Annotated in this window: 16 protein-coding genes and 1 riboswitch; of the genes, 2 read left to right on the top strand and 14 right to left on the bottom strand. The window is 70.9% G+C overall.

Annotated features, from left to right (window positions below; all coding sequences use genetic code 11):
- Positions 1-19 precede the first annotated feature (19 nt).
- Positions 20-125, bottom strand: a riboswitch (guanidine-I (ykkC/yxkD leader).
- Positions 126-292: 167 nt separating this feature from the next.
- The 8 genes from EOW66_RS10495 to cyoA form a co-directional block, all read right to left on the bottom strand.
- On the bottom strand, positions 293-3832 hold the full coding sequence (locus EOW66_RS10495; RefSeq protein ID WP_239017555.1) for an error-prone DNA polymerase: 3540 nt from the start codon (positions 3830-3832) through the stop codon (positions 293-295).
- Complete coding sequence (locus EOW66_RS10490) at positions 3829-5310, bottom strand: Y-family DNA polymerase (RefSeq protein ID WP_128156316.1); 1482 nt, start codon at positions 5308-5310, stop codon at positions 3829-3831. Before EOW66_RS10490 ends, EOW66_RS10495 begins: the two co-directional genes overlap by 4 nt.
- Positions 5252-5815, bottom strand: a complete 564-nt coding sequence (locus EOW66_RS10485; protein ID WP_128156315.1) for a hypothetical protein — start codon at positions 5813-5815, stop codon at positions 5252-5254. The genes EOW66_RS10490 and EOW66_RS10485 overlap by 59 nt, the downstream gene beginning before the upstream one ends.
- A gap of 39 nt (positions 5816-5854) precedes the next feature.
- Positions 5855-6577 (bottom strand): SURF1 family protein, encoded by a 723-nt coding sequence (locus EOW66_RS10480; RefSeq protein WP_128156314.1) that lies wholly within the window; start codon positions 6575-6577, stop codon positions 5855-5857.
- Between the two features lie 67 nt (positions 6578-6644).
- Positions 6645-7013, bottom strand: coding sequence for a cytochrome o ubiquinol oxidase subunit IV (cyoD, locus tag EOW66_RS10475; protein WP_128156313.1), 369 nt, complete (start codon positions 7011-7013; stop codon positions 6645-6647).
- Positions 7013-7651 (bottom strand): cytochrome o ubiquinol oxidase subunit III, encoded by a 639-nt coding sequence (gene cyoC / locus EOW66_RS10470; protein WP_128156312.1) that lies wholly within the window; start codon positions 7649-7651, stop codon positions 7013-7015. The genes cyoD and cyoC overlap by 1 nt, the downstream gene beginning before the upstream one ends.
- Positions 7648-9642, bottom strand: a complete 1995-nt coding sequence (cyoB, locus tag EOW66_RS10465; protein ID WP_128156311.1) for a cytochrome o ubiquinol oxidase subunit I — start codon at positions 9640-9642, stop codon at positions 7648-7650. The genes cyoC and cyoB overlap by 4 nt, the downstream gene beginning before the upstream one ends.
- Positions 9632-10705, bottom strand: coding sequence for a ubiquinol oxidase subunit II (cyoA, locus tag EOW66_RS10460; RefSeq protein ID WP_128156310.1), 1074 nt, complete (start codon positions 10703-10705; stop codon positions 9632-9634). The genes cyoB and cyoA overlap by 11 nt, the downstream gene beginning before the upstream one ends.
- A gap of 382 nt (positions 10706-11087) precedes the next feature.
- Here cyoA and cyoE point away from each other — a divergent pair, with 382 nt between their 5' ends.
- Together cyoE and EOW66_RS10450 are read left to right on the top strand one after the other, a co-directional pair.
- Positions 11088-12038: a heme o synthase gene (cyoE, locus tag EOW66_RS10455; RefSeq protein WP_128156404.1), complete on the top strand. Its 951-nt coding sequence runs from the start codon at positions 11088-11090 to the stop codon at positions 12036-12038.
- A 78-nt stretch (positions 12039-12116) separates the two neighbouring features.
- A complete protein-coding gene (locus EOW66_RS10450) occupies positions 12117-12725 on the top strand; it encodes a GntR family transcriptional regulator (protein WP_128156309.1) in 609 nt (202 codons plus the stop codon).
- On the opposite strand, the gene EOW66_RS10445 is transcribed toward EOW66_RS10450, so the two are convergent.
- The 6 genes from EOW66_RS10445 to bioB are packed head-to-tail and all read right to left on the bottom strand — an operon-like array spanning position 12722 to position 18116.
- Positions 12722-13465, bottom strand: coding sequence for a methyltransferase domain-containing protein (locus EOW66_RS10445; RefSeq protein WP_128156308.1), 744 nt, complete (start codon positions 13463-13465; stop codon positions 12722-12724). The two genes, EOW66_RS10450 and EOW66_RS10445, sit on opposite strands and share 4 nt — an antisense overlap.
- The gene (locus EOW66_RS10440; RefSeq protein ID WP_128156307.1) at positions 13462-14076 is read right to left on the bottom strand and encodes a pimeloyl-ACP methyl esterase BioG family protein; all 615 of its coding nucleotides are present in this window, start codon (positions 14074-14076) and stop codon (positions 13462-13464) included. The genes EOW66_RS10445 and EOW66_RS10440 overlap by 4 nt, the downstream gene beginning before the upstream one ends.
- Positions 14073-15359 carry an adenosylmethionine--8-amino-7-oxononanoate transaminase gene (gene bioA, locus EOW66_RS10435; protein ID WP_128156306.1) on the bottom strand — a complete coding sequence of 429 codons (1287 nt, stop codon included), beginning with the start codon at positions 15357-15359 and terminating at the stop codon, positions 14073-14075. The genes EOW66_RS10440 and bioA overlap by 4 nt, the downstream gene beginning before the upstream one ends.
- On the bottom strand, positions 15359-15988 hold the full coding sequence (bioD, locus tag EOW66_RS10430) for a dethiobiotin synthase (RefSeq protein WP_128156305.1): 630 nt from the start codon (positions 15986-15988) through the stop codon (positions 15359-15361). The genes bioA and bioD overlap by 1 nt, the downstream gene beginning before the upstream one ends.
- Positions 15985-17115, bottom strand: a complete 1131-nt coding sequence (locus EOW66_RS10425) for an aminotransferase class I/II-fold pyridoxal phosphate-dependent enzyme (RefSeq protein WP_380710537.1) — start codon at positions 17113-17115, stop codon at positions 15985-15987. The genes bioD and EOW66_RS10425 overlap by 4 nt, the downstream gene beginning before the upstream one ends.
- Positions 17112-18116 (bottom strand): biotin synthase BioB, encoded by a 1005-nt coding sequence (gene bioB / locus EOW66_RS10420; protein ID WP_128156303.1) that lies wholly within the window; start codon positions 18114-18116, stop codon positions 17112-17114. Before bioB ends, EOW66_RS10425 begins: the two co-directional genes overlap by 4 nt.
- Positions 18117-18235 lie beyond the last annotated feature (119 nt).

Raw genomic sequence — 18235 nt, 5'->3', positions numbered from 1 at the left:
AATCCCTTGGCTGGACGAGGTCTCCCGGGTTTTTATCCCGCCGTGCGCCGAACGGGGATGTCTCCCCCGCCGGTGGCAGCTCTCGGACCAGACGCATCTCTGCCGGAACCCTAGCCGCCAACTCTGGTCCCATGACGCCAAGCCGGGTGGTCGGGGTCAAGGCTTTCGCCCCCGGCGCTGCGGCGCGGCGCGGGCGATCGGCGCGGTGCCCGTCTGCGCGGCGGAATTTTCGCCGGGCGGGCAAAATTGCGGCAGCACCTGCCTGGGCGGGGCGCGACTCGGCCCCGGTCGGTCAGTGGAAGTCGCGGCTTGGGAACAGCCGTTTCGCCTGCTCGCGCGGGTGGCGGGCGCGCGGCGGCACGCGGGCGGGGCGGGGGGCGTCGTCCGCCTCGGGCCGGGTCAGCCCGACCACGGTGTCGAGCGGATGGCCAAGCGCGGAGAGCCGCGGCGACAGATCCTCGATCGTCTCGGCGATCAGGTGCACGACGCTGCCCTCGCGCTCGAGCCGGCCGCTCACCCGCAGCAGCCGCCCGCCGATCACCGCGCGGCGAAAGCGCGCATAGACGGCGCGCCAGACCACCACATTCGCGGTGCCGGTCTCGTCCTCGAGGGTGAGGAAGACCACGCCCGAGGCGGTGCCGGGCCGCTGCCGGGTGATGACGAGGCCGCACACTGAGACCCGCTGCGGCGGCGCGGTGGCGAGATCTGCCGCCGGGATCAGCCCCGCGATCCCGGGCCTCAACAGCTCCATCGGATGGGCGCGCAAGGTCAGGCGCAGCGCGACGTAATCCTCGACCACCTCCTCGCCCAGATGCATCGGCGGCAGCTCGACCGCGGGCTCGACCCCGCCCTCGCCATCGAGCGGGTCGGCAAAGAGCGGCAGCGGCGCCGGCGCCCGGATCGCCCGCACCGCCCAGAGCGCATCGCGCCGGGTCAGCCCCATGCCGGCGAAGGCGTCGGCCTCGGCCAGACGCTCGAGCGTGGGGGCGCGGGTGCCGGCGCGCAGCCACAGGCTTTCGGGGTCGGGATAGCCGTTGCCGCGGGCGGCGACGATCCAGCCCGCCTCTTCCTCGCGGAAGCCGCGGATCTGCCGGAAGCCGAGCCGCAGCGCCAGCCGGCCGTCGCCGCGCCGCTCGAGGCTGTTGTCCCAGCCCGAGCGGTTGACGCAGACCGGCCGCACCTCGACCCCGTGCTCGCGCAGATCGCGCACGATCTGGGCGGGGGCGTAAAACCCCATCGGCTGGCTGTTCAGCAGCGCGCAGGCGAAGATCGCCGGGTGGTGGCATTTCAGCCAGGCCGAGACATAGGTCAGCATCGCGAAGGCGGCGGCATGGCTTTCGGGGAAACCGTAATCGGCAAAGCCCTCGATCTGCGCGAAACAGGCCTCGGCCACCTCGCGCGAATAGCCGTTCGCCTCCATCCCGCCGACGAAGCGGGCGTGATGGGCGCCGATCGTGCCCATGCGGCGGAACGAGGCGAGCGAGCGGCGCAGCTGGTCGGCCTCCTCGGCGGTATAGCCGGCGCCGACCACCGCGATCTGCATCGCCTGTTCCTGAAACAGCGGCACGCCGAGGGTCTTTGCGGTGACCGCAGCGAGCGCCGGGCCGAAGGGCTCGGGCGCCTCGAGCCCCTGACGACGGCGGATATAGGGTTTGACCATGCCGCCCTGAATCGGGCCGGGGCGGACGATCGCCACCTCGATCACCAGATCGTAGAAGGTGGCGGGCTTCATCCGCGGCAGGAAGTTCATCTGTGCCCGGCTTTCGACCTGGAACACCCCCACGGCATCGGCGCGCGTCAGCATCCGGTAGGTGGCGCCGTCCTCCTGCGGCACGGTGGCAAGGGAAAGCGCGGGGCCGCCGCCGGTCTCGGCGAGCAGCGCGAAGGCCTTGCGCAGGCAGCTGAGCATGCCGAGGCTGAGCACGTCGACCTTCAGGATGCCAAGCGCGTCGATGTCGTCCTTGTCCCATTCGATCACCGTGCGCCCCTCCATCGCCGCGTTCTCGATCGGGCACAGCGCATCGAGCCGGTCGCGGGTGATGACGAAACCGCCGACATGCTGGCTCAGGTGGCGCGGAAAGCCGATGATCTCGGCGATCAGCGCGACGGTGCGGGCGAGGCGCCGGTCGTCGGGGTTCAGCCCGAGCTCGCGCAGCCGGGCGGGGTCGGGCCCGGCGTTCGAGCTGCCCCAGATCTGCCCCGAGAGCGCCGCCGTGACATCGGCCGAAAGCCCCATCACCTTGCCGACCTCGCGGATCGCGGCGCGGGTGCGGAAATGGATGACGGTGGCGCACAGCCCCGCGCGCTCGCGGCCATAGCGGGCATAGATCCACTGGATCACCTCCTCGCGTCGCTCGTGCTCGAAATCGACGTCGATGTCGGGCGGTTCGCCGCGGTGGCGCGAGATGAAGCGCTCGAACACCATGCCGATCATCTCGGGGCTGACATCGGTGATGCCGAGCGCCCAGCAGATGATCGAATTCGCCGCCGAGCCGCGGCCCTGACACAGGATCGCACGCGAGCGGGCGAAGGCGACGATGTCGTGGACGGTGAGGAAATAGGGCGCATAGCCGAGCTCGCCGACCAGAGCGAGTTCCTTGCGGGCAAGGGCGTGGTAGCGCTCGGGGATGCCCGCGGGGCAGCGCCGGGCCAGGCCCTCGCGGGTCAGCCGTTCGAGCCGGGCCTGCGGCGGTTCGCCGTTCTCCACCTCGTCGGGGTATTGATAGCTGAGCTCGCCCAGATCGAAGGCGCAGCGCGCCGCGATCTCGAGCGTGCGGCGCAGCGCGGCGGGGTGGCGGCGGAAGAGGCGCGCCATGTCGGGCGCGCCCTTCAGCCGGCGCTCGGCATTCGGCAGGGCGCGGGTGCCGATCGTGTCGATGGTGCAGCCCTCGCGCAGGCAGGTGAGCACATCGGCAAGCGGCCGGCGTGCGGCGCGGTGCATCAGCACATCGCCCACGGCCACCATCGGCGCCGAGGCGGCCAGCGCCAGCGCCGCGCAGGCATCGAACCAGGTCTGGTCGGAGCCGTCATAGCGCGGCGCGGCGCCGGTGAAGACCTGCCCCGGGAAGCGGCGCTGCAGCTGCGTGAGCGGGCCAAGCGCGGCGGCCGTGTCGGCGGGCGGCAGCGCGATCAGCACGAGACCCGCGCCGCGGGCGATCAGGTCATCGAGCCCGAGCGCGCAGGCGCCCTTCGGCGCGCGCCGCCGGCCGAGGGTGATCAGCTGCGTCAGCCCGCTCCAGCCGGCGCGGTCGATCGGCAGGGCAAGCCATTCGACCGGGCAATCGCTCAGCACCAGCCGCGCCCCGGCGATCAGCCGCGGCAGGGGGGCGGCGGGCGCGGCAGGGCAGGGCGTGGCGGGCGACAGCTCCTGCCGCGAGGAGGGATCAAGCTGGCGCGCCGAGCGCACCGCCGCCTGCGCCTGCTCGCGCAGCACCTTCAGCGCGGTCCAGGCCCGCACCACGCCCGCGACCGAGTTGCGGTCGGTGATCGCGATCGCGCCGAGCCCGAGCTCGGCCGCGCGCACCACCAGCTCCTCGGGGTGGGAGGCGCCGGTGAGGAAGGTGAAGTTCGAGGTGATGCAGAGCTCGGCATAGGTCGGGGGTTCGGTGCCGGGGGCGGCAGAGGGGGCGCTGCCCCCGGCGCCTGCCGGCGCCTCCCCCGAGGTCTTTGCAGCAAGGAGAAAGCCCGGGGGGGCGGCAGAGGTGCAGGATCGGGCGGCCGTCTGCGCCGGGGGGGCAGGGCAGCCGGGAACGGGCACAGCCGTGGTTTCGGCGGTTGCGGGCGGTTCGACCGGTCGGGGCGAGGGCGGCCCGGGCGGGGGCGCGGCGGTCATGCGAATTCGCCCTGCACCCACCAGCCCGGCTCCTGCGGGGTGTGAAACAGCCACAGCCGGCGGCCCTGCCGGGTCTCGATCCGCCAATAGTCGCGCAGCCCGCTGCGCCAGGCGGGATCGTCGAACCACCATTCCGGCGCAAGCCGTTCCGGCCCCTCGGCGCGGGCGGTGCTGAGCGCCATCCGGCGCCAGCGGAAGCTGCGCGGCGGGGTGCTGCCGGTGGCGGTGACGGGTTCGGGCGGGAACAGGACGAGCGGGCGCGGGCGCGGGCTGGTCCAGCCGCGGGCGGGGCGCGAGAAGGCGGCGGGGGCGGTGAGGAAGCCGCGCTCGGGCACATGGCTGTCGGCGGGCAGCAGGCGCAGGATGTTCTCGAGCCCGATCCGGGTGCCGATCCGGCTGAGCAGATCGCCAAGCCGGGCGGGATCGCCCGGGGCGGTGCGGCTGCCCTGCTGCTCGGCGGGCAGCGGCTCGACCTGCACCGCCTCGAGCCGCAGCTGGTCGATGCCGAAGCCCGCGTCGACCGTCTCGATCCCGCGGCTGAAAAGCGGCAAGATCCGCGCCGGGTCGCGCAGCGCGGCGGCAAGGCGCAGCTCGACCTCGCGCGTGTCGCGGTCGACGCGGCGCAGGGTCAGGCGCAGCACCCGCGCCCCGGCCTCCTGCGCGGCCAGCCGCTCGCACAGCGCCGCCAGCAGCCGCGCGGTGCCCGCCTGCACGTCGGCGGCAAGGCCGATCGGTTCGGGCAGGGTCAGGCGCAGCGCGAAGCGGGGGGGCTCGGCGCCCGGAGAGACGGGCTCGGGGGCGGCGCCGGTCGCAGCGTCGAGCCGGTCGAGCAGCGCGGCACCGAAGCGGCGGGCGAGGGGCGCGCGCGGGGTGCGGGCGAGGTCTCCGACGTGGCGCAGGCCAAGCCGTTGCAAGGCCGTCACCGTCTCGGGCGCGAGCCGCAGCGCCGCGACCGGCAGCCCGGCAATGGCGGTGAGGTCTGCGCCGGGCGGCGCCACGCCCTCGCCGTGATGGGCGAGCGCCCAGGCCGCGCCGCGGCTCGAGGCAAGGCCGAGGCAGGCGCTGAACCCCGCCCGCGACAGCCGCGCGCGCAGATCGGCCAGAAGCCCCGCCTCGCCCCCGAAGAGATGTGCCGCGCCGGTGATGTCGAGGGCGAGCCCGTCCTCGCCGTCAAGCCCGACCCAGGGGCTGTAGCGCGTGGCCCAGCGGCGCAGCGCCGCCAGAAGCTGTGCCTCGCGGTGCAGATCGGCCGGGTGGGTCTGCAGCGCGGCGCAGAACACCCGCGCCTCGGCGAGCGCCATGCCGCGAAACAGCCCCGCCGCCTCGGCCGCGCGGTTCAGGCAATGCAGCCGTTCGGCATTGCCCTGGCGCAGGGTCAGCGCGAAGGGGCCCTCGAGCGGGTGCGCGCGCAGCGCCCCGTCACTCGCGAGACGGGGAAACCACACGCAGACGATGCGTCGCTGCTTCCCACAGAACATCCCAGACCCCAATCGTTCCCGATTTGTTCTTTATACTTTCCCAGCGGAAGGGAGTCGAGTCCCGGGCCGGCCGCGGATCGAGGCGGGGCTCGGCGCGCCAGCGCGTCTCGGCGGCGTTGCTGCCCATGCCCTCGGGGATCAGGCACAGCCCGGTGGCGCCGCCTGCGCCCGCGGCCAGCTGCAGCCGCCGCCCCTCGCGCAGGTCGAGCGGGCGGGTGACGGCGAGCACGACGAGCGGCACGGTGCCGTCCTTCAGCGCCTCCTCGGCCACGGCGAGGCTGTCGGTCTGGCTGCGGGTCTGGGCGATCAGCAGGCGGGCGGGGTCGAGGAAGGGCAGCAGGCCCTGCGGGCTCAGCGCCTCGCGCGCGCGATCCTCGCGGATCCACAGCACCGGCCCGGTGCCCGGGGCGGCGCAGATCGCGGCGAAGGCGGTGGCGCCGGCGCCGCAGACCTCGTGGACGCGGCCCGGGCGCAGCGGGAAGCCGGGGATTTGGGTGTCGCTCATGCGGGCAGGATAGCCGCGTGCGGGGCGGCAGGGAAGGGCTCAGCCGCGGCCGCGCAGCTCGTGCCGGAGGACGAGCCCGGCGCCAAGCGCCACCACCGCAGCGAGCGCGAACCAGGTCAGCGCATAGCTGAGATGGGCATTGCGGAAGGCCACCACGGTCTGCCCGCCGCGCGGCCAGGCGGCGGGATCGCCAAGCTCGGCATCGACGAAATAGGGCGCGGCGGGGCTCAGGCCCAGCGTCGCGGTGATCGAGCCGATGTCGCGGCGATACCATTTGCGCGCCGCCGGATCGTTCTCGCGCGAAAACAGCCAGCCGTGGTTCTCGGGCATCCGCAGCAGGCCGGTCACCGTCACCGACCCCTCGGGCGTGGTGAAACCGCCGGCGCGGGCGATGTCGTCGGGCACGACGCCGCGGTTGACCATCACCACGGTGCCGTCGTCGCGCGCAAGCGGGGTCAGCACCCAGTCGGCCGGGCCGTAATCGGACGGCGTGTAGATCAGCACCGTGTCGGCGTTGAGGAACCGCCCCGAGAGGGTGACCCGGCGATATTCGGCGCTTTCGGCGCTGATCCCGGGCCAGTCGGCGAGGCCGGGGGCGGGCACCGGTTCGGCATGGACGCGGGCATCGACACGGGCGATCAGGTCGAGCTTCCAGTGCAGGCGCTCGATCTGCCACAGGCCAAGCGCCGAGAAGCCGGCGATGCCGAGGGCGGCAAGCAGGGCGGTCAGGATCAGGCGGGCAGGGCGGCGGGGGCGGGACATCGTCTTTCTCCTCATGCGAACGGGGCCGGAAGACCGGCCCCGTCGGGATGCGTCACGCAGGCGGGGCTCAGCCCTGCTGCGATTGCAGGTTCATCATGTGATCCATGTCAGGCATCGGCATCATGTTCTCGTTCATGTTGTGCATGACCCAGAGCGAGCCGGCGAGCACGATGACGAGGATGATCACCGAGAAGATCGAGGCGGCGAGCGTCCAGCCCCCTTCGGCCGAGCGGTTCACGTGCAGGAAGAACACCAGGTGCACGAGGATCTGCACCGCGGCGAGCCCCATGATGATGCCGATCATCGCGATGCGGCTGATCTGCACCTCTCCCATCACCAGCGCGAAGGGAACGATGGTCAGCAGCGCCGCAAGGGCAAAGCCCGTCATCAGCGTGCCCATGCTGCCGTGGCTGCCGTGTTGCGTATGTGCGCTCATCAGATCAGCCTCACCAGATAGACGAAGGAGAAGACCCCGATCCAGACGAGGTCGAGGAAGTGCCAGAACATGCTGAGCGTCGAGAGCCGCTGCATGTTCGCCGGCACCAGACCGCGCTGGCCCACTTGCACGAGCAGGGTGACCAGCCAGATCAGGCCCGCGGTGACGTGCAGCCCATGGGTGCCGACAAGCGCGAAGAAGGCCGACAGGAAGGCCGAGCGGTCCGGCCCCGCGCCGATATGCACGAGGTGGCGGAACTCGTAGACTTCCATGCCGATGAAACCCGCACCGAAGAGCGCGGTGACCACCAGCCAGGCCATGGTGGCGCCGCGGGCGCCCGCCTCGGCCTTCAGCATCGCGAGGCCGAAGGTGACCGAGGAGATCAGCAGCAGCGCGGTTTCCACCGCGACGAAGCCGGGCTCGAACAGGTCCTTCGGGCCGGGGCCGCCGGCATAGTTGCCGCCGAGCACCGCATAGGTCGCGAACAGGCAACCGAAGATGATGCAGTCGCTCATCAGGTAGATCCAGAACCCGATCGCGGTCGGGCTGGAATGGCCGGCGCCGTGGTCATGGTCATGGGCCTGCGCGGCGGCGAGGCCGGGGATCGCCCCGACCCGGGTGGCGTCGAACGGGGTCATGCCGTCGCTCCTTTCGCTTCGGTCGCGGCAACGGTGGTCGCCGGGATGAAGTAGTCGCGGTTGTAGTTGAAGGTGTGACCGATGCCGATGGCGAGCATCGCGAGGAAGGCAAGGCCGGCCAGCCACCAGATGTACCACACCATCGCGAAGCCGAGGACGAGGGCGAAGGCCGCCAGCAGAACGCCGGTCGCGGTGTTCTTCGGCATGTGGATCGGCGCATAGCTTTGCGCCCAGGTGAAGCCTTCCTGCTTCATCCGCCAGAACTCGTCACGGCCGCGCACATGGATTTCCTGCGGGAAATTGTAGGGCGCGGGCGGCGACTGCATCGCCCATTCAAGGGTGCGGCCGTTCCACGGGTCGGGCCCGCAGGCGAGCTTCTTGCGGTTCAGGATCGAGTAGCCGAAGTTCGCGAAGGTGCAGATGATGCCGCACAGGATCAGCAGCGCGCCGAAGGCCGCGACGATGAAATAGGGCTGCCAGGCGGCATCGGCATAGGAGTTCATCCGCCGCGTGACGCCCATCAGGCCAAGCGCATAAAGCGGCATGAAGGCGAACCAGAAGCCGATGAACCAGAACCAGAAGGTTGCCTTGCCGAGCCGGTCGTCGAGCTTGAAGCCGAAGGCCTTGGGCCACCAGTAGCTGACCGCGGCATAGACCGCGAAGACCACGCCGCCGATGATCACGTTGTGGAAGTGGGCGATCAGGAACAGCGTGTTGTGGAGCTGGAAGTCGACCGGCGGAACCGCCAGCAGAACGCCGGTCATGCCGCCGATGGTGAAGGTCACGAGGAAGCCGATCGTCCACAGCATCGGCACTTCAAGCCGGACCTGGCCCTTGTACATGGTGAACAGCCAGTTGAAGATCTTCACCCCCGTCGGCACCGAGATGATCATCGTGGTGATGCCGAAGAAGGTGTTGACGTTCGCGCCCGAGCCCATGGTGAAGAAGTGGTGCAGCCAGACGACGAAGCTCAGCACCGTGATGCAGGCGGTGGCCCAGACCATCGCCTTGTAGCCGAACAGCGGCTTGCCCGAGAAGGTGGCGACGATTTCCGAGAAGATGCCGAAGCAGGGGATGATCAGGATGTAGACTTCCGGGTGGCCCCAGATCCAGATCAGGTTGATGTACATCATCGCATTGCCACCAAAGTCATTGGTGAAGAAATGCATGCCGAGATAGCGGTCGAGGGTCAGCAGCGCGAGCGAGGCGGTCAGCACCGGGAAGGCCGCGACGATCAGCACGTTGGTGCACAGCGTCGTCCAGGTGAAGACCGACATGTCCATCAGCTTCATCCCCGGCGCGCGCATCTTCAGGATGGTGGCGATCAGGTTGATGCCGGAGAGCGTCGTGCCGATGCCGGCGATCTGCAGCGACCACAGATAGTAGTCCATGCCCGGCCCGGTCGAATAGGCCGAGCCCGAGAGCGGCGGGAAGGCCAGCCAGCCGACGCGCCCGAACTCGCCGATGAAAAGCGAGATGTTCACGAGGAGCGCGCCCGCCACCGTCATCCAGAACGAGAAGTTGTTCAGGAACGGGAAGGCCACGTCGCGCGCACCGATCTGCGCCGGCATGACATAGTTCATCACCCCGGTCACGAAGGCCATGGCGACGAAGAAGATCATGATCACGCCATGCGCGGTGAAGACCTGGTCGAAGTGGTGCGGCGGCAGATAGCCCGCCGCGCCGCCCGCGGCCATCGCCTGCTGCGCGCGCATCATCAGCGCATCGGCAAAGCCGCGCACCATCATGATGAAGCCGAGCACCATGTACATGATGCCGATCTTCTTGTGGTCGACCGAGGTGACCCAGTCGCGCCACAGCGGCATCCACAGCCGGAAATAGGTCATCAGCGCCAGAACGGCGATGCCGCCAAGCGCGACGCCCGCGAAGGTGCCGATCAGGATCGGTTCGTGATAGGGGATCCAGTCGAGGGTCAGGCGCCCGAAGATCGGGGAGATCACCTCGCCGGCGTTTGCAACTTCAGTTGACATGGATCGCAGCCTCCGTGCGGCCGGTGCCGCAGATCAGGTCGGGGTTGGTCAGGAAGGCCTCGTGGAAGGCCTTCGGCTCGGGCGCGGGCAGGTCGAGCGGATTGCCGAAACCGTCGATCGCGCGGGCGCGGTCATAGCTGTAGGCGGGCGCGTTCGCGATGCCGTTCAGCCCGCCGCCGCCCATCTTGTCCTGCATCATCATGTCGCCGACGCAGACCTTGCCGGCCTCGACGCAAAGCCCGACGATGCGGGCGAAAAGCCCGTCCTCGACCGAACCGTAATGCCGCACCGGCTCGCCGATGGTCGGCCGCTCGAGTGCCAGATAGGTGTCGCGGGTCAGCGCCTCGGGGCTGGCCTTCGCCGCCGCCACCCAGGCGTTGAAATCGTCCTCGCTCATCGCGCGGGTGTCGAAGGTCATCTGCGAGAAGCCCGGACCCGAGTAATGCGCCGAGCGGCCGGCGAAGGTGCCGGGAGCGTCGGCGATCAGGTGCAGCTGGGTCTCCATCCCGGCCATGGCATAGACCATGCCGCCAAGCGCGGGGATCGAGAGCGTGTTCATCACCGTCGAGGAGCTGAGCCGGAAGTTGACCGGCCGGCCGGCGGGAATGGCCAGCTCGTTCACCGAGGCGACGCCGAGCTCGGGATAGATGAACAGCCATTTCCAGTCGAGCGAGACGGCCTCGACCTCGACCGGGGTGCCGGCGTTCAGCGCGCTCAGGTCGCGATAGGGGTCGAGCCGGTGGGTGTAGATCCAGGTCACCGCGCCAAGCGCGAGGATGATCAGGATCGGCACGCCCCAGACCACCACCTCGAGCGTGTTCGAATGGGTGAACTCGGGGTCGTAATCGGTGCTGTCGGGACGGTCGGCGCGGTATCGCAGCGGGAAGTAGACCGCCATGAACAGCACCGGCACGATCACGATCAGCATCAGCAGGGTCGCGATGACCAGCAGGTTGCGCTCTTGTCCTGCGACCCAGCCCTGGGGCGACAGAACGTCGAACTGGCAGCCGGAAAGCGCGAATGCGCCAGCCGTCGCCAGCAGGAGTTTCGGTGATCTGAGCAAGTCTTGCCTCTTGAGCTTGTCCGGGCGCGGCTGCGGGCCGGGGAGGCGGGCAGGCCGGGCGCGTTTGCGCTATCGGGCTAGGATGCGATGCGACATTATGCGCCGCGACATTCTGTCGCACGGTCTTGAAAGCCCAATTTTGAGAAAAATTCTCGCGCATTCGTGACACGGCGTGATCCGCCGCGCGCGACGGAAACCGGGTGTTGCCCGGGTTTTGTGCGTCCAGGGCGCAAAACCCGGCTGCTCCGAGTCGGTTGGCGCAACTGCGCACGCTTGCGTGAGCAAAGCCCCGCCGATGCCCCTGCGCCTTGCCCCGATGCGGCGCCGTGTCATATCAAGCCCCGACTCCCGTCCGTTGCGGGACCAGCAGGGGCAAGTGGACATGAGGACGCAGCAGATCGCCGATCCGACCCGCGCCGAGGGGCCGCCGGGCCCGGCCCGCGCGGGCGATTACATCGTGCTGCTGAAGCCGCGGGTGATGTCGCTTGTCGTCTTCACCGCGCTCGTCGGCATGCTGGTCGCGCCGGGCCACCTCGACCCGCTGCGCGCCGCAATGGCGATTGCCTGCATTGCGGTGGGCGGCGGCGCCTCGGGCGCGCTGAACATGTGGTGGGATGCCGACATCGACGCCAAGATGAAGCGCACCGCCGGCCGGCCGATCCCGGCGGGCCGGGTGGCCGCGGGCGAGGCGCTGGCGATCGGGCTGGCGCTGTCGGTGCTGTCGGTCGGGCTGCTCGCGGTGGTGGCGAATGGCATCGCCGCGGCGCTGCTGGCCTTCACCATCTTCTTCTACGTGGTGATCTATTCGATCTGGCTGAAGCGCTCGACGCCGCAGAACATCGTGATCGGCGGTGCCGCCGGGGCCTTTCCGCCGATGATCGGCTGGGCGGTGGCGACGGGCGGCGTCTCGCTCGAGAGCCTTTTGATGTTCGCGCTGATCTTCATGTGGACGCCGCCGCATTTCTGGGCGCTCGCGCTCTTCGTCAAGTCGGACTACGGCCGCGCCGGCATCCCGATGCTGACCGAGACGCATGGCCGGCGCGTCACGCGCAATCACATCCTCGGCTATACCCTGCTGCTGATCCCGGCCTCGCTCGCGCTCGGGCTGACGGCGATCGGCGGGCCGGTCTATCTGACCGTGGCGGCGGGGCTGAACCTGCGCTTCCTCGCCGGCGCCTGGCGGGTCTTCCGCCGCCCCGAGGCCGCCGCCGAGGCCGATGGCCAGGCGGCCGAGAAGCGGCTGTTCCGGCTGTCGCTCTCCTATCTCTTCCTGCATTTCTGCGCGCTTCTGGCCGAGGCGGCGCTGCACGGCGCGGGGCTTGCCCGCTGGTAGGCGGTTGGCATCGGCGCCTGCGCCGGTCTAAATGCCCCTGACCCCCGCCGCGGGCGGGGCACAGCGCCGGGGCCGCCGATGACCGAGACACGCCAGCCGACTTCCGGCCGCATCGCCGAGGAGCTGATCTTCCGCATCATCCGTGGCGAGCTGATCGCCGGCGAGCGGCTGCGTCAGGACCATATCGCCGAGGAATTCGGCACCAGCCATGTGCCGGTGCGCGAGGCCTTCCTGCGCCTCGTCGGCAAGGGGCTGGCGGTCAGCGAACCCAATCGCGGCGTGCGCGTCGCGCCGCTCGACCCGGCCGCGCAGCGCGAGCTGCGGGCGATGCGCGGCGTGCTCGAACCGCTCGCGCTGCGTCATTCGGTGCCGCATCTGAGCCCGGTGCAGATCGCCGAGGCCGAGGCCGCGCGACGTGTCTGCGATGCGGCGCAGAACATCTTCGACTGGGAAGAGGCGAACCGCGCCTTCCACAGCGCCACCTATGCCGGCTGCGGCATGCCGCGGCTGCAGGAGGAGGTGGCGAACCTGCAACTGCTCGCCGCGCGCTATCAGCTGGTGCATTACAAGGAACGCTGGCGGCCGCGCATCGACCCCGATCATCACGCGATCATGGCGGCGATCCGGCGGCGCGACCCGAAGGCCGCGGGCGCGGTGCTGGAACGTCACCTGTCGCGGATGAGCTAAGACGCGCGGCGCGCGACCAGCCAGCTTGCGGCATAGGTCAGCGGCACGCCTTCGGGTGTGGCAAAGCGCGCCTCGTAGGCGTGCAGGAACCGCTGCAACGCGCCGCGCGAGCGGATCTGCCCCGCCCGCGCATTCACCCCGGTCGCACGCAGATGCTGCAACACCGCAAGCGCGCTCTCGAACCGCAGTGTGATCGGCCAGTCTCCCACCCCCGCGACCTGCCAGCCCGCCGGCAGAAGCGCCGCCAGCCCGGCACCGCTCAGACACGACGGCGCGCCGGCGCAGCTGCCAAGCGCGCGCAGCTCGGGGAAATGGCCGGGACCGAAGCCCGAGAGCGCCAGAAACCCGCCCGGTGCGACCCTGCCGGCCAGCCGTGCGATGCCCGCGCCCGGGTCCTCGAGCCATTGGATCATCGAGGAGGAGGCGACGAGGTCGAGCTTGGCGGGCAGCGCGATCCGCGCGATGTCGCCGGGCAGTGCCACGGCGCGGGGCAGGGCGGGCGGCGGCGTGCTCAGGTCGTTGAGCCAGAGCACGTCGGGGGCGAACGTGGCAAGGTGGCGGCTCAGATGCCCGCTGCCGCAGCCGGCCTCGAGCACGCGGGCGAACCGCTTCGGCCCCGCCGCGGCGCACAGCCTGGCAAACAGCCTTGCGGCGATCTCGCGCTGCGCCACGGCCGCATCGTGATAGCTGCCTGCGCCGCGGGCGAAGCTGTGCGCGACGCGCGGGGGGAGCCGGCTCATGCCTGCGCCTCCGTCCAGCTTTGCCAGCCGGCGAAGGGGTTATGGCCGGTCTCGGTCCAGCGCAGCCGCGAGGCCTGATCGGCCCAGGCAAGCGTCAGCGCCGCGGGGGCGAAGATCCGGTCGCGACGGGCAAGGGTGATCCGGTCGAAGGCGGGCACCGGCGCGGGCGGGCGGGCGGCGACGGCGCAAAGCTCGTCGCGCAGCGCGGCGATGTCGGGGGCGGGCACGGGCGCGCCGGCGCGGCGGGCAAAGCGGGCAAGGCTTGCCTCCGACAGCCCCTCGGCCGTGGCGCGCAGCACCCCGGGCGCGATGCCGCGGCGCGCGTCGCAGGGGAAGGGCGAGCCGCAAAAGGCGTGGAGGTGCACGGGCGGGCGGGTCAGTTGCGCGAGCACTGCGCCCGCCGCTGCGACGCCGAAGGAATAGGCGACAAGGGTGACGCGGTCATAGCCCGCCGTCACCGCGTCGTGCCAGTCGAGGGCGCGATAGTCGCTCAGCACCAGCACGTCGGCCGCGGTCTCGAGGTGCCGGAAGGGCTCGGCCCCGACTGCCCATCCGCCAAGGACGAGCAGCAACTCGCCCCGGCCCGCACGGCTCAGCCATTCCGCCCTCATGCCGCCTGCCTCGCGATGGAAAGCATCGCATCGGTGATGCGCGAGACGTCTTCGGGCCCGGTGACGAAGGGCGGCATGGTGTAGAGGAGCCGCCCGAAGGGGCGCAGCCAGACCCCGGCCGCGCGGCAAAACCCATGCACCTGCGCGCTGTCGAGGGGGGCGCGCATCTCGATCACCCCGATCGCGCCCAATGTGCGGACATCGGCCACGCCCGGCAGGTCGCGGGCGGGGGCAAGTTCGCGGGCAAGCTGCGCTCCGATCCGGGCGACGGCGCCCTGCCAGTCGGTCTCTGCCAGCAGATCGAGGCTTGCGCAGGCCGCCGCACAGGCGAGCGGGTTCGCCATGAAGGTCGGCCCGTGCATCAGCACCCCGGGATCGCCCGCCGAGATCTCGGCCGCGATCGCGCTGGACGCGACGGTGACCGCCAGGCTCATCATGCCGCCGGTCAGCGCCTTGCCCAGACACAGGATGTCGGGCGTGACCCCGGCGTGTTCCATCGCGAACATCCGCCCGGTGCGGCCAAAGCCGGTGGCGATCTCGTCGAAGATCAGGATCACCCCGTGCCGGTCGCACAGCGCGCGCAGCCCGCGCAGGAAGGCGGGGTGGTAGAACCGCATCCCGCCCGCGCCCTGCATCACGGGTTCGAGGATGAAACCGGCGATCTCGGCGCCCTTGTCCTCGAAGAGCGCCGCCACCGCGCCAAGCCCGTTTCGGGCCGGGTCCTCGGGCCAGTCGGCGCCGAAGGCGACCGGCGGCGCGGGGGCGAAATGTTGTACCGCCAGCGCCGCGCCGAAATGGCCGTGCATGCCGGTGACCGGGTCGCACAGGCTCATCGCGGACCAGGTGTCGCCGTGATAGCCGCCGCGCACCGTGGCAAAGCGGGTGCGGCCACGGGCACCGCGCGCGCGCTGCGCCTGCACCGCCATCTTCAGCGCCACCTCGACCGCGACCGAGCCGCTGTCACAGCAAAAGATCCGGTCGAGCCCCGGCGGCAGCAGCGCCACCAGCCGCCGCGCCAGCCCGATCGCCGCATCATGCGTCAGCCCGCCGAACATCACATGCGGCAGGCTGTGCAGCTGCGCCTCGAGCGCCGCGACCAGTCGCGGGTGGCGATGGCCATGCGCCACGCACCACCATGACGACATCGCGTCGATCATCCGCGTGCCGTCGTCGAGGGTGAGCCAGATCCCCTCGGCCGCGCGCACCCGGTGCACCGGCTGCGGCGCGGCGATCGAGGTGTAGGGGTGCCACAGATGGGTGCGGTCGATCGCCAGCGGGTCCATCACCACGCCTCGCGCAGCGGCGACAGGTCGAGCCCGGCGAAGGCCGCGGCGAGCGTGTCCGGCGTGAGCGGGTCAAGCCGCGGCAACCGGCCGAGCGTCGCGACGCGGCCGATCTCGCAGATCACCGACCGGGTGTCGGCGACCTCCTCGCCCAGAAACACCACGCCCGCGACCCGCACGCGCCGCGCCCGCAGCGCCTCAAGCGACAAAAGCGTGTGGTTGATCGTGCCAAGGGCGGTGCGCGCGGCGAGGATCACCGGCGCGCCCCAGCCGGCGATGACGTCGAGGAAGAGGATGCGGCGGGTCAGCGGCACCATCAGCCCGCCCGCGCCCTCGACCACCAGCGGCCCCGGCACGTCGGGCAGCGTCAGGCGGGCGGGGGCGATCTCCATCCCCTCGTGCGCGGCCGACAGATGCGGCGAGGCGGGCAGGCGCAGCCGATAGGCCTCGGGCAGCACGGGGCGGCCGGAAAGCCGCGCGACGGTGTCGCTGTCGGTCGGTCCTTCAAGCCCGGATTGCACGGGTTTCCAATAGCTTGCCTGCAGCGCGGCAGTGAGGCCCGCGCTGAACACGGTCTTGCCGATATCCGTATCGGTGCCGGTGACGACGACGGTTTCGGGGCGGCTCATGGGATGCTCCTGAGCTGGGCGAGGGTTTCGAACAGCGCGGTGATCTCGGCGGGGCCCACCGAGCCGGTGAGCGAGAGGCGCAGCCGCGCGGTGCCGCGCGGCACGGTCGGCGGGCGGATTGCGCGGACGTCGAAGCCGCGCGCCTGAAGGGCCGCGGCGCGGGCGAGGGCGCGGCTGTCCTCGCCCTCGATCACCGGCAGGATCTGGCTGGCGGCGGGGGGCAGGCCGCACAGCCGGGTGGCCTCGGCCCTGGCATGGGCAATGCGCGCCTGCGCCGCCGCCTGCAGTTCGGGATGTTCGGCCAGCCCGCGCAGCGCCGCGCGCAGGATCGCCGCAGTCAGCGGCGCCGGGGCGGTGGCGAAGATGAAGGGCCGGGCGCGGTTCACCAGCGTCTCGATCAGCACCCGCTCGGCGCAGATCAGCGCGCCCGCGGCGCCAAGCCCCTTGCCGCCGGTGTGCAGCGTCACGAGCGCAACGTCGGTCAGCCCATGCGCGAGCCCCGCGCCATGCGGGCCGAAGACCCCGGTCGCATGCGCCTCGTCGACCACCAAGACCGCGTCATCGGCGCGGGCGAGGGCGGCGAGATCGGCAAGCGGCGCCAGATCGCCCTCCATCGAATAGACGCTCTCGACCGCGATCCAGACCCGGCCGGTGCCTCCGGCGCGCCGCCATGCGGCGATCTGCGCGGCGGCATCGGTCACGTCATTATGGGCGAAGGCGCGGGTCTCGGCGCGACCAAGGCGCATCCCCTCATGCGCGCTTGCATGCACCAGCGCATCGTGCAGGACCAGATCGCCCTGCATCGGCAGCGTGGCAAAGATCGCCTGGTTCGCCTGAAAGCCGCCGCCGATGAAGAGCGCGGCCTCGGCGCCGAAGAAGGCCGCAGCCTCGGCCTCGAGCGCCTCGTGCTCGGGGTCATTGCCGCGCAACAGGCGCGAGCCGCCGGCGCCGATCGCCACGCCGCGGGCCAGCGCTGCGGCGGCCGCGTCGCGCAGGAGGGGGGAGGCCGCAAGGCCGAGATAGTCGTTCGAGGCGAAATCGAGCCCCCGCGCCGGTGCCAGCACGCGCCCCCGGCCGCGCGCGGTGAGCGCGCGCAGCGCCGCGGCGTGGCGGGGAAAGGCGCTCATGCCGCGCATCCGCCGCAGCAGCCGGTGTCGCAGCTGCCGTCGGGCGTCTCCTCGATCCCGACCTCGGGGCCGGTCTCGGCGGTCAGGCCGAGCCGGACGAACAGCGCTGCGTCGCTGTCCTCGCCGGGGTTGTCGGCGGTGAGCAGCCGCTCGCCCACGAAGATCGAATTCGCGCCGGCGAAGACGCACATCGCCTGCAGCTCGTCGCTCATCCCGCTGCGCCCGGCGGAGAGGCGGACGTAAGAGCGCGGCATCAGGATGCGGGCGGTGGCGATGGTGCGCACGAGGTCGATCGGGTCGAGGCGCGGTGCCTCGGCCAAGGGCGTGCCTTCCATCGGCATCAGCATGTTGACCGGCACCGATTGCGGCGGCTCGGGCAGATTGGCGAGCGTCTCGAGCATCGCGATCCGGTCTGCGGCGGTCTCGCCGAGCCCCAGAATGCCGCCCGAGCACACCGAGATCCCCGCCGCGCGCACCGCCGCGAGCGTGTCGAGCCGGTCCTGAAAGCTGCGGGTGGTGATGATCTCGGGGTAGAAGCGCTCCGAGGTGTCGATGTTGTGGTTGTAGTAATCAAGCCCGGCGCCGCGCAGCCGCCCCGCCTGCTCGCCCGAGAGCATGCCGAGCGTCATGCAGGTCTCGAGCCCGAGCGCCTTGACGCCGCGGATCATCGCCTCGAGTGCGGGCATGTCGCGCTCTTTCGGCGAGCGCCATGCGGCGCCCATGCAATAGCGCGTGGCGCCCGCGGCCTTCGCCCGGCGCGCCTCGGCCAGCACCCGCTCGACCTCCATCAGCTTCGAGGCCGACAGCTCCGACCCGTTGCGCGCCGATTGCGCGCAATAGGAACAATCCTCTGGACAGCCGCCGGTCTTGATCGAGACGAGCATCGAGCATTGCACCCGGTTCGGGTCGAAATGGGCGCGATGGACGGTTTGCGCCTCGAACAGGAGGTCCATCAACGGCTGGTGGTAGATCTCGGCGGCGGGGCGAGTCTCGGGGGTCATGCGCATCCTCCTTGCGGGGTTGTGGCGATGATTATTGATAACGGGACGTGATGTTCCTCTTCATTCTAAAAATTATCTATGATTTTTCGGATATGAGGCGGGACGTGCAGCGATGTAAC

It is taken from the genome of Paenirhodobacter huangdaonensis, from assembly GCF_004022465.1.
GTDB lineage: Bacteria > Pseudomonadota > Alphaproteobacteria > Rhodobacterales > Rhodobacteraceae > Rhodobacter > Rhodobacter huangdaonensis.
This window is presented reverse-complemented; position numbering and strand designations above follow the sequence as displayed.

Coding starts and splice junctions, on each gene's coding strand:
- EOW66_RS10450 (WP_128156309.1), top strand. CDS start 12,117: ATGACCGAGACACGCCAGCCGACTTCCGGCCGCATCGCCGAGGAGCTG.
- cyoE (WP_128156404.1), top strand. CDS start 11,088: ATGAGGACGCAGCAGATCGCCGATCCGACCCGCGCCGAGGGGCCGCCG.
- EOW66_RS10445 (WP_128156308.1), bottom strand. CDS start 13,465: ATGAGCCGGCTCCCCCCGCGCGTCGCGCACAGCTTCGCCCGCGGCGCA.
- EOW66_RS10440 (WP_128156307.1), bottom strand. CDS start 14,076: ATGAGGGCGGAATGGCTGAGCCGTGCGGGCCGGGGCGAGTTGCTGCTC.
- cyoC (WP_128156312.1), bottom strand. CDS start 7,651: ATGACCCCGTTCGACGCCACCCGGGTCGGGGCGATCCCCGGCCTCGCC.
- bioD (WP_128156305.1), bottom strand. CDS start 15,988: ATGAGCCGCCCCGAAACCGTCGTCGTCACCGGCACCGATACGGATATC.
- EOW66_RS10425 (WP_380710537.1), bottom strand. CDS start 17,115: ATGAGCGCCTTTCCCCGCCACGCCGCGGCGCTGCGCGCGCTCACCGCG.
- cyoD (WP_128156313.1), bottom strand. CDS start 7,013: ATGAGCGCACATACGCAACACGGCAGCCACGGCAGCATGGGCACGCTG.
- bioA (WP_128156306.1), bottom strand. CDS start 15,359: ATGGACCCGCTGGCGATCGACCGCACCCATCTGTGGCACCCCTACACC.
- cyoB (WP_128156311.1), bottom strand. CDS start 9,642: ATGTCAACTGAAGTTGCAAACGCCGGCGAGGTGATCTCCCCGATCTTC.
- EOW66_RS10490 (WP_128156316.1), bottom strand. CDS start 5,310: ATGTTCTGTGGGAAGCAGCGACGCATCGTCTGCGTGTGGTTTCCCCGT.
- EOW66_RS10495 (WP_239017555.1), bottom strand. CDS start 3,832: ATGACCGCCGCGCCCCCGCCCGGGCCGCCCTCGCCCCGACCGGTCGAA.
- bioB (WP_128156303.1), bottom strand. CDS start 18,116: ATGACCCCCGAGACTCGCCCCGCCGCCGAGATCTACCACCAGCCGTTG.
- EOW66_RS10485 (WP_128156315.1), bottom strand. CDS start 5,815: ATGAGCGACACCCAAATCCCCGGCTTCCCGCTGCGCCCGGGCCGCGTC.
- EOW66_RS10480 (WP_128156314.1), bottom strand. CDS start 6,577: ATGTCCCGCCCCCGCCGCCCTGCCCGCCTGATCCTGACCGCCCTGCTT.